A 15,510-nucleotide genomic window follows, 5' to 3' on the forward strand; every position below is an offset into this window, starting at 1 on the left:
AGGCTAATCTTGCATGTGCAAGGTTAGCCTTTTTCTTTTTCTTGAAAAACTGACTGATAATCATGTTGGTGAGTATATTGTTTTATGTAGCTTTGGCGGTTCCGGTTCCATGGTTCGTTACTATGTAAAAAGGGTGAACTATATATATGTGAGTGACAAACTTTTACTCGCGGCGTGAATAAGACACCGTAAGCAAAAAAGCGAGGAAAACCAATGGGACTATTCATCAAAAGGCTTTCTAAGACTGTCATGCTGACCGCTACGCTAGGGTTAGCGCTGCCAGTTTTGCCAACAACAGTATTTGCAGCCACGATTCCAGAACTTGCCACACAAACTGAGATTGGTAATTCGAAAATTAATCTAACCACTCCGGGACAAATGGAGAAGGCTTTTATCACGGGTGGTGACAGTACACCATTCAAGAATGGACAAGCTGATTTAACCCAGGGATTGGAACAACAATTTGGATCGGCTTCATTTAAGTACTCAATTGACGTTTCACAACCATTTAAGTTCAAAGGTGTGTTGCGTACCAGTACGGGCGGAAATTCGGCTCGTAAGCGAACGGGAGATGCGTTTGGTGTCATGATGGCACCGGTCGCGCCTGAGAAAATGGGGAATGGTTCGCGCGGTGGTTTGATGGGAATCGGAAAGGACCCAGCTAAGGGGACTGGATTTAGTGATGCCCATTTTTGGGGCATCGATTTTCACTATAACTCTGAGCAAAATGATGCAAAAGTATCATGGGGAACGGTAAATAACAGATCTCAATATGCCTCTTTTCGATCAACAGATAACCAAGGGATGTTACGGCCTTATGATGGCAGTGTAGATAAAGCGCAAGAAATTGGGTTAAATCGAAATGGTGATGATGTTGAAATCAACTGGACACCTAAGCAAGTGTCTGGTGATCAGGTGACAGGTACCCTTAATTCAGCCGCGTTTAAAGATGTATGGGGTAGGGCCAAAACATGGTCAAAAACAATTACCGTATATCGCAACATGGGGTTTGGTGTGATTGCAGCGACTGGGCAAGATACGTCAACCATGACCGTTGATATGCGATCATTCGAATTGCAATTAGGGACTTCTAATGTGACGTTTAAGGGGGTGCCGGCAGCTGGAACGATTGATACATCTGATTTTAAGGCGCCTGTCTTCACACCGGCAGTTAAGCCGGCATTGGTTGGTGCACACGTGACTGTTTTGAGAGATGAAACAGCGCAAGCGGATGCTGCGAAAGATCCTAATTACGATCCAGACTATGTTTACTTGGCGCCTAAAGTGCCGGGCTATGAGTTAGCTGGAAAGAATCATGCGAACTATCTTAACTTTACGATTGGCAACGATGTTAACACGGAATGCGATTTAACATATGAGAAGACCAGTGACGTGACGGTTAAGTATCAGTATGCAGCTAGTCGGGGTCAATACTTTAAGCAAGTAACCAAGTCTGGCTATGATGGTGAAACATATGCAATTGATTCGCCACAACAAGCCGGCTTTACGCCAGATATTAAAACCGTTACTGGGAAGTTCGGTGATAAAAAAGCGGTGGTTGTCACGTACTACCCAATTTATAACCGCCCATTAAATCCATTTGACCCAAAATTGGATGATCCGGTCACACCGGTTAATCCTGGGGATGGGTCTGATGTTCCAACGGACGCCAGTGGTCAATTAACACTTGATTATGCGGCAACTTTTGATTTTGGAAAGCAAAAGATTAGTGCTTTAAATCAAACCTACCATGCAACCGCGCAAACGTTTAGTGATGCGAACCATGCCGGGTTGATTACGCCCCTGTATGCACAGGTTACAGATTTACGTGAACAACCAGGAAAGTGGGCGCTTCAGGTGAAGCTAGGCGAGTTGAAAAGTCAAAGCTCAAATACGACACTGGCGCAAGCTTATTTAGAATTTAAAGGGGCTGCATTAGCATCGACTGATGCGAACCAGAAGGGCGTGACAGCGATGGCAGATCAATCGGCATTTTTCGGTGACACCATCCAAATTATGTCGGCCGACAATGTTGGTGTCTGGGGTACGTGGCTAACTCGTTTTGGTGGACAGAATGATTTCGGAACGGATTATGATGGTCGCAAAACGAATAGTGGTGTTTCGTTAGTTGTACCCGGAACGACCGCTAAGGCGGAGGCTTATCAAGCCAATATGAATTGGATGTTGATGAACGTGCCAGGGACGATTAAATAAAGTAGAAAACCGGCCAACAACGTTATGATGGCCGGTTTTTGTATAAGCATATTTTCTTATTATTTGTGAATTATAAATAAGTAATAAGAACTGTATGGAATATAACGAGTACGATAATTCGGTAAATTTAAAGTAAAAGTTATAGGTTGATATTAGGTGCCAACTTTTCTTGTTATTCATATAAATGTAATGTAGACTTGTACAGTACGTTGTTTAGAAGTTAATAGAACTTCCCGCTTGATGATAATCAATCGGTATGCGCGTTACGAATAAACGAAAACATGAACGGGCCTGATAGGCATAAAAGAAATAAGACTTTTATAAGGGTGAAAGAATGAAGAAGTTGGTTATCCATGGTGGACGCCGACTCAGTGGTGAAGTGACAGTCGGAGGCGCAAAGAACTCTACTGTTGCCTTGATTCCAGCGGCAATTTTGGCTGAGACACCAGTGAAGTTTGACAGTGTGCCAGATATTCTAGATGTATACAATTTGCAAGTTATCTTGGAGTCAATGAACGTCAAGTCTACGTTTGTAGGTGGCGAGTTGATGATTGATCCAACTGATATCGTCGAGGCGGAACTGCCATCTACGGCAATTAAGTCTTTGCGTGCCTCATACTACTTTATGGGTTCACTGTTGGGACGCTTTGGCCGTGCAACGGTGACGTTCCCTGGTGGTGATAACATTGGACCTCGTCCGATTGACCAACACATCAAGGGCTTTGAGGCTTTGGGTGCGACGGTTCGTGAAGAAAACGATACGGTTTATATTACAGCTGAAAACGGTTTGAAGGGTGCTCGCATCTTCTTGGATATGGTTTCAGTTGGTGCCACGATGAACATCATTTTGGCAGCCGTACACGCAGAAGGTACAACCATTTTGGAGAATGCCGCGCGTGAGCCAGAAATTATCGACTTGGCAACGTTCTTGAACAACATGGGTGCGCAAATCCGTGGTGCAGGAACAGACGTTATCCGTATTACGGGTGTGCCTAAGTTGGAATCAAAGAATACCCACACGATTATTCCTGACCGTATTGAAGCAGGAACTTATTTGGCGTTGGCTGCAGCACAAGGTGACGGTGTTTTGGTTAAGAACATTATCCCTGAGCACTTGGAGTCATTCACGGCTAAGATGATTGAAATGGGCGTTGAATTGGATGTTCGCGAAGATAGCATCTTTGTGCCAAAGGTTGATAACCTTAAGCCTATTCACATTAAGACAGCACCATTCCCTGGTTTCGCCACTGACTTGCAACAACCAATTACGCCACTTTTGACGTTGGCTGACGGTGAGAGCATTATTTCAGAGACGATTTATCCAGAACGTACACGTCACATCCCCGAACTTCAAAAGCTTGGGGTAGCAATTGAAAATCCTGAGTACGGGGTTATTACAGTTGCTAACAGCAATAACTTCCACGGCGCAAGTGTTGCTGCGGCTGAGATTCGCGCAGGGGCTGCTTTGGTGACGGCTGGCTTGATGGCTGATGGCATCACTGAAGTAACGAATGCTGAGCACGTTTTGCGTGGATATGATCACATTATCCATAAGCTAACGATGTTGAATGCTGATATTCAAATAGCTGAAGATTAATGATAAACACACACAATGCGACTTGGCGTTGTGTGTGTTTTAATATATACAGCAAAGCACCAGTCTCAATCATTTGGGACTGGTGCTTTTTTGCTTAGGCACTTAATTTTTAAAAATTAAAAAACCACCACGAATGTTTTGTAAGTGCGCCTTATTCAAAGCGATTGCCAATATTGCCTGTCAAACAATTTACACTAAAGGTGTACAAATAGGTAAAGACTATCTGTAAACCAAACTTATTGTGAGGGGAGGATAAATTATATGAAAGTTAAAGCACTTTTGATTGTTGCTAGTACGCTGTTTGGTCTAAGCGTCGCAACGGTGGGCTATACAGAAGATACGCCTGCCAACGCAGTTTCGACTGAAACTTATCAAACGGATGGTGTGGCCCGATTTAGTGGCCACTACACTTACCCAGATGATCAAGTGAATGGTTCGGCTGATACATCACAAAACACAGTCTACCAACCAAACGATAATACAAACCCGTATTATAAGCAGGCCAATGAAAAGGATGGTAAGCCGGTGTTGCCGAACACGGGTAGCCAAACGATACTAGAACGATTTAGTTTTCCAGTGTTGTTAACATTCATTGCCACCGGCCTTTATTTCGTTAACGGTAAGAAATTTAGCCAACACGGTTAATTTATCCACGTATTGACCCTTTTAGACACATTCGAAGCGAGGAGAAAAAATATGTCTAAAACTGTTACATTATTTGCCGCATCGGCAATGGCAACGCTGGGATTAACTGCGAGTGTATACGCAGCGCCCGTCTCAACACTTGATTCAACGGCACAGGTGACGTTTATTCCAAACGATCAACCATCTGGACCGTTGGATCCAAACAATCCAGATCCGACCAATGCGGTTAAGCCAGTGGATCCTAATAATCCCAACAAACCTGATAATCCTAATGCGGGACCTTTATCACTTGATTTTGCGTCATCATTTAATTTTGGTCAGAACAAAATTACGACGACCGATGAAACGTATTATGCAGATGCACAAAAATTCACGGACGGTCAAGGAAAGACCACGACAGGTCCGAATTATGTGCAAGTTACTGATAATACCGGTGACGATAAAGGTTGGGTGCTATCTGTAACGCAACAAGGTGATTTGACGGATAACAAGAATTCACTTGATGGTGCGGTGATTACGTTGCATGATGCAAACGTTAAGGGAATTGCAGGGACTGGCGCAACTGCACCAATCGTTGCCGCAAACGACATTGTATTGGAAAAAGGCCAGAAGAAGTTGGTTATGACGGCTGCTGCGAACAGTGGTCAAGGAACATGGTTAACGCGCTTTGGTAGCGACAAATTAGCTGACGATAAAGCAGTAAGTTTGTTTGTACCAGGTAAAGCCGTTAAGCACGCGGCAACATATTCAACTAATTTGAATTGGAGTTTGGAACAAGTTCCAACGAATACACCTATCAAGTAGTAAAAAGACAGAGGTAAAGCATGACAAATAAACTGATTACGATGACAAGTGTCGTAGCGGTTTCATTACTTAGTCTTGCAAGTGCGGTGACCGCAGATGCAGATGAGTATCAAACTAGCGGCACTGTTGGATTCATCCCCAGCACTGAGGTGGTACCACCGCATAACCCTGATGAACCCGAGGATGAGGTGACACCGGTTGATCCAACGCGACCAGATGGTAAGCCAGAACCTGGTATGCCAGGTCCGCTGTCAATCGATTTTGCATCAAGTTTTAATTTTGGGACACATACAATTACAAACAAGAATGTTAGTTATGATGCGGAAGCACAAGAGATACAAACAAAGGGTGAGGACACCCATGTACCTGATTATGTGCAAGTGTCTGATTACCGTGGCAATCGTGCGGGTTGGACACTGCAACTTTCGCAAAATGGCCAATTTAAAACAAATGATGCACAACACCCATCCGTCCTTGATGGTGCAGTAATTTCATTAGACGACTCATACGCAGTCGGTTTAACGAATGCTGTGGCACCAGATACGTATAATACAAGCTTGTCGCCTGATGGTAGCAAGACTGTGATTATGGAAGCTGAAAAAGGTGAAGGAACAGGGACGTGGATGATGCCTTGGGGGTACGATGGCGACTTGAAGCCGGACAAAGAAAATGGCAACATGCTCATTGACCCAAAGGTACGTCTATCAATTCCTGGAACGACGCCCCGTGATGCCGCAACATATACTACGACATTAACGTGGACACTAATTAATGTCCCATTACAACAAAAGTAAGGAACAATCATTATGAAGAAGCAAGTAACTCTTTTTGCAGGTGTAGCTCTGGCTACGTTAGCCGTCACTCAAACGCCAATTCTAGCGGCGCAAACGTCTGATTATAAGTCAACGGGAACTGTTACTTTCCAACCGTCAAAGGATACGACCAATCCGGTTGATCCGACGAATCCTGATCCAGACAAGCCGGTCAAGCCAACTAATCCAGATGGTACTGACCCACAAGCGCCACAGGCTGGCCCTTTGTCGATTGATTTTGCTTCATCAATTGATTTTGGTATTCAAAAAATCACATCAAAGACTGAAAACTACCAAGGAAGCGCGCAACAATACACGACGTTCGATGGCAAGAAGACAACCGGTCCTGATTATGTGCAAATGACAGATAATCGTGGTTCATTCGCGGGTTGGACGTTGTCAGTTAAGCAAAACGGTCAATTCAAGGGCCAAAACAGTAACGCTGTTTTGGATGGTGCCGAAGTGACGTTTGGTAATGCAAATCACCTAGGCATGACCACAGCATCAACAAACGCAACGGACATTACGGCGCTAAAGTCATTTACGTTGGATCCGTTGTCTGGCAATGCCATTAACATCATGTCTGGGGCAGCGGTTAAGAATGCCGGTGATACTAATGAGACTGGTGGAACCCATTTGATGCGCTTTGGTAACGAAACGGATATCGTTTCAACTGAAGTCAACGCCGATGGGTCAAAGCGTGGTGATACCGATAAGGCTGTCACGCTAATGGTGCCAGGTAAGACAGATAAGATGGCTGATAAGTACGCAACGGAATTTGAATGGATTCTAAGTGACATGCCAACTATCGTCAAATAGAAAATATTTTCGCATGATAAATGAGAAGTGGATGGTGAAGGAAAACTTCTCCGTCCACTTTTTATTAAGACAGAATATACGCCTAAGAAAGAGAAATGAATTTAACAAAGAAGATTAAGCGCAGTCTGATTACCGTAGCGAGCCTTCTTGCGACGGTGGGAATTGGGGTCTTGGTAAGCGGTCAACCAGCATCAGCCAATCAATTAACCTTTTCAGTGACACCGGTTTTGCCAGACAATCAGGTCGATAAGACAGATGGGTTCTTTAATTTGAAGCTTGGCGCAGGTGAGTCAGAAGACTTAACGTTGCGCTATCAAAACAACACGAAGCGACCGGTGACGGTGACAACCAAGGTAGCGCCAGCTAGTACCAACAATAATGGTGTTGTCGAGTATGGACTAAATAAAATAAAGGCTGATGTGACCCGCCAGTTCAATATGCAAGATTTGGTGAATGTACCGGAAAAAGTTGATTTAGCAGCGGGAGAAACAAAAGAGGTGCCGGTTCACGTTTCAATGCCCAACCAAGCTTATGCTGGTATCATTGCCGGTGGATTAACGTTCTCGGATGAGACGCAAAATCAACAAAATATGGATGTTAAGTCTAAGGGGATGGCAATTAAGAACATCTATTCATTTCAGTTGGGATTGTTGATGCGCCAATCCAAGGATGCTGCATACAGTGATGATCAAATTCAGCAATCTGGTTTGAAGATGCACGAGGTTAAACCAACACAGATTAACTATCGAAATGTTGTGACGGCGAACCTGCAAAATCCATTAAATGTGTACGTCAACCAAATGGCTGTAGTAGCTAAGATTTCAAAAGTCGGCTCATCACAGGTTATTTATCAGTCTAAAAAAGATAATATGCAAATGGCACCTAACACTAACTTCGATTACCCAATTGGCTTGGGGGCTGGGGAGGCTATGAAGCCGGGAAAGTATAAGCTTGATTTGATGGCCTATTCTGAAAAAAATCCCAAGGGAAAGTTTACAACGGCAGACTTTAATACGAAGGGCGCCGACACTTACACGTATATGTGGCATTTTACCAAGACGTTTGAAATTAAGGCTGATGCTGCCAAGCATTTCAATCAGAAGGATGTGACAATTCAACCATTTAACTGGGGATTGCTGTTCATTGTGCTTGCTTTGCTGTTGCTGTTATTAGCATTATTCTTGTGGCTGTTTGTCTTTAAGCGTCGTAAGGATGAGGCAGAAGTTGATATTGAAGAAATTGTGCACGACCATAATGGACAAGAATTGCCCATTATTCGTACAACCACGATGAAGGAATACAAGCGTCTTGTTAAGAAAGGAAAGCAAGTCCGGATTGTAGAGCGTTAATAAAATGAAAAAGCAAAATTATCAACATAGTAAAAAAATAAAAGCGGTCATTATTGGGATACTTACCTTGGCTGCGGTGTTGTTTTCTGTTCCGTTTCTTCAGGATTTTTACACCTGCTATGTAAAGTCAACAACAACTGTAAAGTATGCGTCTAAATTGCCTGAAGCTATTCAACCAGCGGAGACAATTCACGCGCCAACATTACAGACTGTACTGGGGATGCAGACACAGGCTAGAACAGCCGTCGGACGTGTTGTAATGCCATCGGTTGGACTTGATGATGATATTTATGCTGGATTAACGAACGAAAATCTGTTTTATGGCGCCGTAACACTTTTTCCAAATAGAACGGTACGAAAGCACAACCTGGTGTTGATTGGACACAACATGGGGCACACAAAGGTACACTTTGGTGTGCTGAAGGACGCCAAGGTTGGTCAGAAAGTTTATTTACAATACCTTGGTAAGTACTATCAATATACGGTTTACAAAACATCGACAATTTTAGAGACGCAAATTAATAAAGTGAAAGATACGGTAGATTCAGAGTTGAGCTTAGTTACGTGTTCAGCGCCAACGCAAACCCCAAACCGAATTTTGGTACAAGCGAAGTTTGATGGTCTAATTGCTAATCCTCGAAGTCAAGCCAATATGCAGCGGTCCCACATGAAGATGGTAAATAATACCCAGAAATCAGTGGTGGGATATGACTTCTGGCCAATCTTTATCATCTGGTTGGTGTACTTGCTACTTGTAATTTTGGTAATCGTCTTGAAGTGAGTATGGCTAATACACTTGCTAATTAGTTGTTAACAAGATAAGATGGATAAGTTACAAAAAGGACTGTTGCCAAAATCAAACGCAGTACGGACGCCGGATTGTGTCTAGTTTGAATTTTGTTCGTAGTTCGCGATATATAGAGCGCGATTGACTCCGCAATCGCAACTGGAGGAAATATTTTGAAGTTTTCAGAGTTGGGTCTTACACAAGACCTATTGACGGCCATCGAGAAGCATGGCTACGTAGAGGCCACGCCAATCCAGGAACAAACGATTCCTTTGACTTTGGCTGGTAAGGACGTTATCGGACAAGCCCAAACGGGTACCGGTAAGACGGCCGCATTCGGTTTGCCAATCTTGGAAATGATTGACACAGACAGCAACCAAGTACAAGCTCTTGTTGTCTCACCAACACGTGAATTGGCTATCCAAACACAAGATGAGCTATTCAAGTTGGGACGCGATAAGCGCGTTAAGGTACAAGCTGTCTTTGGTGGTGCAGATATTCGCCGCCAAATCAACGGTTTGAGCCACGGTGCTCACATCGTCGTTGGTACGCCTGGACGTTTGATTGACCACATTAACCGTGGCACAATCAACTTGTCTAACGTTAAGACTTTGGTCTTGGACGAAGCCGACGAAATGTTGAACATGGGATTCCTTGAAGATATCGAATCTATCTTGAAGGCTGTTCCTGATCAACGTCAAACGTTGTTGTTCTCAGCAACGATGCCACCTGCTATCAAGCGTATCGGTGTGCAATTCATGACGGAACCAGAGCACATCCAAATTGCTGCTAAGGAATTGACAACGGATTTGGTTGATCAATACTACGTTCGTGTTCGTGACTTTGAAAAGTTTGACACATTGACGCGTATTTTGGACGTACAACAACCAAAGTTGGCCATCATGTTTGGTCGTACGAAGCGCCGTGTTGATGAGTTGACGCGTGGTTTGGAATTGCGTGGCTTTAATGCCGCTGGTATCCACGGTGACTTGACGCAACAAAAGCGTTCACAAGTTTTGAAGCAATTCAAGAATGGTGAAATCAAGATTTTGGTTGCTACCGACGTTGCCGCTCGTGGTTTGGACGTTTCAGGTGTTGACTACGTTTACAACTTTGATATTCCACAAGATTAGAATCATACGTTCACCGTATCGGTCGTACTGGTCGTGCCGGTGCTCACGGAACTTCTGTAACGTTTATCTCAAACGCTGAGATGGACTACTTGAAGGATATCGAGAAGTTGACGAAGAAGCGTATGCAACCATTGAAGCCACCTACCCGTGAAGAAGCATTGGCTGGCCGTATGTCAGTTGCTGCTGATTCAGTTGAAGATGTCATTGCGGCAACTTCAGGTGCGGTTGACTCAGAAGTCATCGACAAGTTGGTTGAAAAGTACGATGCCAAGACTTTGGCAACGGCCTTGTTGGGTGCAGTTGCTAACGTTGCTGAGATGGACACTGAGTTCACGTTGTCACGTGAGCGTCCATTGCCTCGCAAGCGTTCAGGCTTCGGTGGTGGTTCACGTAACGGTGGCGGTTACCGTGGTCGTCGCGATGGCGGTGAGCGCCGCGGCGGTGGTTACCGTGGCCGTCGTGAAGGCGGACGTGACGGACGTGATGGCGATCGCGGACAACGCGAGCGTCGTTCATTCGACCGCGGCTCACGCACTGGATCAGGTGACCGTTCACAACGCGGTCGCTCAGGTGCACCACGTCGTCAATCACGTGACTTTGTCATCAAGAACAACGACTAATTAATAACAAATGAAACCTCTGTTCAATTTAATTGGACGGAGGTTTTTTTGCATAGGTGAATTGTCAATTCAACCGGAACACTTGAGATAAATAATATTCTTTAGCCGATCTCCAGCCGAAAAGCTTTCGAGGTCGGCTATTAATTTGCTCAACCATTTGTTCAATGTATTCGTCTGAATAATCTTCGATTGCAGTCCCTTTAGGGACGTACTCACGGATTAGCCCATTTGTATTTTCGTTGGTCCCACGTTGCCATGGAGCGTGGGGATCAGGAAAGTAAAACTGGACATCGAATTTCTTTGTTATCTCATCTTGCGCACTGAATTCATTTCCGCGGTCTGGAGTTAAAGTCTGTATCTGACTAGTTGGAAGGGAATCTAGCATTGAACCTATGATTCTCATAACATCGACGGTTTTCTTTGATGCCGCTCGTTTTGAAAGTAATATTCTGGTCTTCCTATCAACCATTGTGACCAATACTTGACCGCCTTTACGGCCAATAACAGTGTCCAGTTCCCAATCTCCAATTCGAGAGCGACAACCTGCTTCTGCAGGTCGCTCGTCAATCGTATTTGGAATTCTAATCTTACCTCGACGCTCGACATGACCTTTAGTATGTCGAGTTTTTCCTCTATGCCGAAGCGCACGAGCAATGCCCCGAGCTTTGTGACTTTTCACCGGCTGGCCCAAGTTATCTCTATAAATCGCTCGGTAGATTGTATTTGCGCTAATAATCGTATGACCTTTTGATATCTTTAGTCGACCAGCTATCTGTTCAGGCGACCAATGTTTTTGATTGATTCCATATATAACTAGTTCTCGCAGTTCAGTGTTATCTAACTTTCGGTGTTTATGCGACTTCGTTCGAGCAAGCATGTGCTTTTGATCGGCATCCTCAGCTTCATAAGTTGAGCCAACACAGCGGGCAATCTCACGAGAGATTGTCGAAGCGCTTCTACCAATTTCTTTTGCAATGCTACGCATTGACAACCCTTCTCTGAGTAAAACTTCTATACGTCCGCGATCAAATGCGGTAAGCTGATGATAATGACTCATAATGTTTCCTCGCGTTCTGTATGTTCTAGACAAACTACATTTTACGCTGGTTCATTATGAGTCAGTTTTTATTTAGCTTAGTGTTGCACTTGAATTGTAAATTCAAGTACTCTGAAAACCGACCGATTGGCAGTTTGCTTATTTTTAGTTTGATTAAATGATGTTACAGTAAAATGACGATAAACAGCGTATAATGAAACAATAATCTAGGAGGAAGTTAGCATGATAATCGGACAAGGCATTGATGCCCAAATGATTAGTGATGTGACACGATTGGCGGAACGCCGACCAAAGTTTATTGACGTCATTTTGACGCCAGCAGAGCGCGAGGTTTTTGATAAGCGTAAGGGCAAGCACCAAATGGAGTTCTTGGCGGGCCGTTTTTCGATTAAGGAAGCCTACAGCAAGGCCGTTGGAACAGGGATTGGTGGCGAAGTTCGCTGGCATGATATGGAGATTGTTCCGAATGAAGCTGGACAACCAGTCATGGTTAAGCACCCCAAGCAAAACGAGGCGGTGGCACATATTTCAATTTCTCACACAGGTGATACCGTACATAGTTCAGTTATTTTGGAGTCGTTGGCTTCTTTACACCAACCGGTCAGTGAGCGACGTTCGGCCTGGCTCGAAATTTCCGAGTCAGCGCTGGCTCACAACGTAGCGTATATTCGTGAGCTGACCGGCGCCGAACGTTTCTTTGCCGTTGTTAAGGCAAATGCTTATGGCCACGGGTTACCACAAATTGTTAAGGCGGCTGAAAAGGCTGGCGTTGATGGGTTTGCGGTGGCAACAATTGATGAAGGGATTTGGTTGCGCCACTTTGGCATCAAGAAGCCAATTTTCATTCTTGGTGTGACGCCAGTTGAATACGTGCCTGATTTGGCAACCTTTGAATTGATGCCCGTAGTTGCAAGTGAAGCGTGGTTGGACGAAGCTCTTAACATTTTGCCGGCAGATAAAACGTTGATTGCATCGGTTGGTGTCGATACTGGTATGGGGCGCATTGGTATTCGCGAACGTGCCGAGCTTGAACGCGTTGTAGCGAAGTTGAATGCTGCTGAAAACGTTGCATTTAAGGCAATTGGCATGCACTTTGCAACTGCTGATGGTGGCAACACAGCTTACTTTGAGCAACAATTGCAACGTTGGCACGAATTGACCGATGGTTTGGATTTGCCAGCCGATATTTGGCGCCACTTAGCAAATTCAGGGACATCATTGTGGCATGAGCAACCAAGCACTGACTTAGTTCGTGTTGGTGCTGGTATGTATGGGTTTGATCCTTCGCAAGGTGAATTAGCTATGCGCGAGATTCAACCGGTGTTGTCATTGAAGGCTGAATTGGTCCATGTTAAGCAAGTTGAAGCAGGTTCATCAATTTCTTACGGGGCAACGTATACGGCCACTGAACCAGAATGGATCGGAACGTTGCCGGTTGGTTATGCTGATGGTTATCCACGCGCATTGCAAGGCATGACTGCTTTGTTGCCGGATGGACGTGAAGTTGAGTTGATTGGACGCATTGCAATGGACCAATTGATGGTCAAGCTACCAGAAGAGTTGCCAGTGGGAACTGTGGTAACATTGATTGGGTCAGTTGGCGATAAGGCGATTACGTTAGTTGATCTTGCAAATAAGATGGGGACGATTCCGTACGAAATTGCCACGGGATTGTCACCACGTTTGCCACGAAAGTTAGTGAAGTAGAGAGAGTAGTATGGCAAATCGACATGATATTAAAAGAGGAGATATCTTCTTTGCCGATTTATCACCGGTAGTTGGTTCAGAGCAGGGTGGGCAACGACCAGTTGTAATCATTCAAAATGATGTTGGTAATCAACATGCACCGACTGTAATCGTTGCGCCAATTACGGCACAGATTTCAAAGCCCAAGATGCCAACCCACGTGGGATTGCCATCTGAGTTAGAAAATACCGGTATTGCACGTGATTCAGTTATTTTATTGGAGCAAATTCGCACAATCGACAAGCGTCGGTTGCAAGATAAAATTGGCTTGGTACCCGGTCATCTAATCGCAAAGGTTGATCAAGCTTTGGTGATTAGTTTGGGACTCGTTTAAGCACCCTTATTTTGCATGAGGACTGCTGTAAACTGTTAAAATAATGACATTATAAAAAGAAGGAGGGCATACTCGTGGAACACTTTAATGTTGGTGTTATTGGTTCAGGACCTGCTGGCTTGTCAGCAGCCTTTCCATTGCAAGCAGCTGGGCAATCAGTTGTTATTGTTGAAGAGTATCTCTGGGGCGGTACCTGCCCTAATTATGGTTGCGATCCTAAGAAGGTTCTTTTGGCTGCAGTAGAAGCTAAGGAACAAGCTGAATGGATGCAACACACAGGTTTGATTGGTCACAATGAGATTGATTGGCCTGCTTTGATGGAACACAAGATGGCCTACACGGATCCTGTTCCTGCACGTAAGATTGCGGGACTTGATGATGCCGGCATTACTCACAAGTATGGTCACGCCTACTTTGTGGATGAGCACACGGTTTCAACTGGTACGGAAACTTTTACGGCTGATAAGTGGATTATTGCCACTGGTGCCCGTCCAGCTCGTTTGGAAGTGCCTGGTGACGAATTCTTGCACGATAACGAAGACTTCTTGAACTTGCCTAAGATGCCAGAAGAAGTTGCCTTCATTGGTGCTGGATTTATTGCCATTGAATTTGCTGGTATTGCAGCAGCAGCTGGCGCAAAGGTTCACGTTGTGGCTAAGCACGATGTGATTTTGCGTGAGTTTGATCAAGATTTGACGCAAGATTTGATTGCGCAAATGGAGAGTAAGGGTATCACGTTCCACTGGAACTTTGATACAGCTGCCGTTGAAGAAACGGCGGATGGTCGCTTTGATATCGTTGCTGCGGATGGCCGTCGTGTCACAAGTGATATGCCATTCATCGCTGCTGGTCGCGCTGGTAACACTGAAGATTTAAATCTTGAGGCTGCTGGTGTTGAAGTTGCCGGTAACGGTATTAAGGTAATGGCTGACTTGCGCACTACTAACCCAAACATCTTTGCGGTTGGTGACGTTGCAGAGTCACCAGTGCCAAAGTTGACGCCAACTGGAGCCTATGAGGCTCGTTATGTAGCTGGTTTGTTGACGGGTACTGAGCCAGAAGAAATTTTATACCCAGCTATTCCAACGATGGTGTATGGTTCACCAAAGTTGGGTCAAGTTGGTATGTCAGCTGTTGAAGCTGAGTCAAAGGGCATGAAGGTTAACTCAATCGACATGACGCCTTGGCTAGCATACTGGCGCCACAAGGAGCCAATTGCTAAGGCTAAGGTTGTCTTGAACGAAAAGGGTGTTATCATCGGTGCAACGGTATTGAGTGCTGAAGCTGATGAGTTGTTGAACTACTTCACGGTAGCCATCAACAAAAAGCAAGACAAGTGGGCAATTAAGCACAACTTGTACTCATACCCATCAATCGCATCGGATATGGGCTTCTTCGCTTAATAGCAATCAAATTAACGAGCAATCAGTGTTGAACTGGTTGCTCGTTTTTGCTTACTAAAAAGCGATATTCACAATTTCTTCACAATTAGGCGGGAATTCGTTCACTTTTAGTACTTACAATAAATTATGTTAAATAGTTAGTAGAGAAACTTTTTAACGCCACAGCGTACCAACGCTGGGCTCTCTCTTG

General features: G+C 44.6%; 12 protein-coding genes and 1 pseudogene. 12 read left to right on the forward strand and 1 reads right to left on the reverse strand.

The annotated features are described in order from the left end of the window. The first annotated feature begins 213 nt into the window (after positions 1 to 213). The 9 genes and pseudogenes from OIT45_RS06825 to OIT45_RS06865 all read left to right on the forward strand — a co-directional run bounded on the left by OIT45_RS06825 (position 214) and on the right by OIT45_RS06865 (position 10,780). Positions 214 to 2,214 carry a WxL domain-containing protein gene (locus tag OIT45_RS06825; RefSeq protein WP_199404800.1) on the forward strand — a complete coding sequence of 667 codons (2,001 nt, stop codon included), beginning with the start codon at positions 214 to 216 and terminating at the stop codon, positions 2,212 to 2,214. 334 nt (positions 2,215 to 2,548) lie between these two features. Further along, positions 2,549 to 3,811, forward strand: a complete 1,263-nt coding sequence (locus OIT45_RS06830; protein WP_135798467.1) for a UDP-N-acetylglucosamine 1-carboxyvinyltransferase — start codon at positions 2,549 to 2,551, stop codon at positions 3,809 to 3,811. 261 nt (positions 3,812 to 4,072) lie between these two features. Next, positions 4,073 to 4,456, forward strand: coding sequence for a hypothetical protein (locus OIT45_RS06835; protein ID WP_135798466.1), 384 nt, complete (start codon positions 4,073 to 4,075; stop codon positions 4,454 to 4,456). Between the two features lie 51 nt (positions 4,457 to 4,507). Next, complete coding sequence (locus tag OIT45_RS06840; RefSeq protein WP_199404801.1) at positions 4,508 to 5,260, forward strand: WxL domain-containing protein; 753 nt, start codon at positions 4,508 to 4,510, stop codon at positions 5,258 to 5,260. A 20-nt stretch (positions 5,261 to 5,280) separates the two neighbouring features. Beyond that, positions 5,281 to 6,054, forward strand: a complete 774-nt coding sequence (locus tag OIT45_RS06845; protein ID WP_199404802.1) for a WxL domain-containing protein — start codon at positions 5,281 to 5,283, stop codon at positions 6,052 to 6,054. Positions 6,055 to 6,066: 12 nt separating this feature from the next. After that, positions 6,067 to 6,891: a WxL domain-containing protein gene (locus tag OIT45_RS06850; protein ID WP_199404803.1), complete on the forward strand. Its 825-nt coding sequence runs from the start codon at positions 6,067 to 6,069 to the stop codon at positions 6,889 to 6,891. A 95-nt stretch (positions 6,892 to 6,986) separates the two neighbouring features. Beyond that, a complete protein-coding gene (locus tag OIT45_RS06855) occupies positions 6,987 to 8,240 on the forward strand; it encodes a DUF916 and DUF3324 domain-containing protein (protein ID WP_199404804.1) in 1,254 nt (417 codons plus the stop codon). A 4-nt stretch (positions 8,241 to 8,244) separates the two neighbouring features. After that, on the forward strand, positions 8,245 to 9,021 hold the full coding sequence (locus OIT45_RS06860; RefSeq protein ID WP_264339948.1) for a class A sortase: 777 nt from the start codon (positions 8,245 to 8,247) through the stop codon (positions 9,019 to 9,021). A gap of 179 nt (positions 9,022 to 9,200) precedes the next feature. Then, positions 9,201 to 10,780, forward strand: a pseudogene (locus OIT45_RS06865) (DEAD/DEAH box helicase). 64 nt (positions 10,781 to 10,844) lie between these two features. Here the strand turns inward: OIT45_RS06865 and OIT45_RS06870 are convergent. Further along, on the reverse strand, positions 10,845 to 11,837 hold the full coding sequence (locus OIT45_RS06870; protein WP_264329956.1) for an IS30 family transposase: 993 nt from the start codon (positions 11,835 to 11,837) through the stop codon (positions 10,845 to 10,847). A gap of 222 nt (positions 11,838 to 12,059) precedes the next feature. Here OIT45_RS06870 and alr point away from each other — a divergent pair, with 222 nt between their 5' ends. From alr to OIT45_RS06885, 3 genes are all read left to right on the forward strand, one after another. After that, complete coding sequence (gene alr, locus OIT45_RS06875) at positions 12,060 to 13,544, forward strand: alanine racemase (RefSeq protein WP_199404627.1); 1,485 nt, start codon at positions 12,060 to 12,062, stop codon at positions 13,542 to 13,544. Positions 13,545 to 13,554: 10 nt separating this feature from the next. Beyond that, positions 13,555 to 13,917 (forward strand): type II toxin-antitoxin system PemK/MazF family toxin, encoded by a 363-nt coding sequence (locus tag OIT45_RS06880; RefSeq protein WP_135798458.1) that lies wholly within the window; start codon positions 13,555 to 13,557, stop codon positions 13,915 to 13,917. 74 nt (positions 13,918 to 13,991) lie between these two features. Then, the gene (locus tag OIT45_RS06885; RefSeq protein ID WP_199404628.1) at positions 13,992 to 15,320 is read left to right on the forward strand and encodes a dihydrolipoyl dehydrogenase family protein; all 1,329 of its coding nucleotides are present in this window, start codon (positions 13,992 to 13,994) and stop codon (positions 15,318 to 15,320) included. The last annotated feature ends 190 nt before the right edge of the window (positions 15,321 to 15,510 follow it).

The organism is Weissella sp. LMG 11983 (assembly GCF_025908495.1).
Classification (GTDB): domain Bacteria; phylum Bacillota; class Bacilli; order Lactobacillales; family Lactobacillaceae; genus Weissella; species Weissella fermenti.

Bases quoted from the DNA above. Each gene is read 5' to 3' on its own strand.
- OIT45_RS06850 (WP_199404803.1), top strand. From the start codon at position 6,067: ATGAAGAAGCAAGTAACTCTTTTTGCAGGTGTAGCTCTGGCTACGTTA.
- OIT45_RS06860 (WP_264339948.1), top strand. From the start codon at position 8,245: ATGAAAAAGCAAAATTATCAACATAGTAAAAAAATAAAAGCGGTCATT.
- OIT45_RS06870 (WP_264329956.1), bottom strand. From the start codon at position 11,837: ATGAGTCATTATCATCAGCTTACCGCATTTGATCGCGGACGTATAGAA.
- OIT45_RS06845 (WP_199404802.1), top strand. From the start codon at position 5,281: ATGACAAATAAACTGATTACGATGACAAGTGTCGTAGCGGTTTCATTA.
- OIT45_RS06835 (WP_135798466.1), top strand. From the start codon at position 4,073: ATGAAAGTTAAAGCACTTTTGATTGTTGCTAGTACGCTGTTTGGTCTA.
- OIT45_RS06825 (WP_199404800.1), top strand. From the start codon at position 214: ATGGGACTATTCATCAAAAGGCTTTCTAAGACTGTCATGCTGACCGCT.
- OIT45_RS06830 (WP_135798467.1), top strand. From the start codon at position 2,549: ATGAAGAAGTTGGTTATCCATGGTGGACGCCGACTCAGTGGTGAAGTG.
- OIT45_RS06855 (WP_199404804.1), top strand. From the start codon at position 6,987: ATGAATTTAACAAAGAAGATTAAGCGCAGTCTGATTACCGTAGCGAGC.
- OIT45_RS06840 (WP_199404801.1), top strand. From the start codon at position 4,508: ATGTCTAAAACTGTTACATTATTTGCCGCATCGGCAATGGCAACGCTG.
- alr (WP_199404627.1), top strand. From the start codon at position 12,060: ATGATAATCGGACAAGGCATTGATGCCCAAATGATTAGTGATGTGACA.
- OIT45_RS06880 (WP_135798458.1), top strand. From the start codon at position 13,555: ATGGCAAATCGACATGATATTAAAAGAGGAGATATCTTCTTTGCCGAT.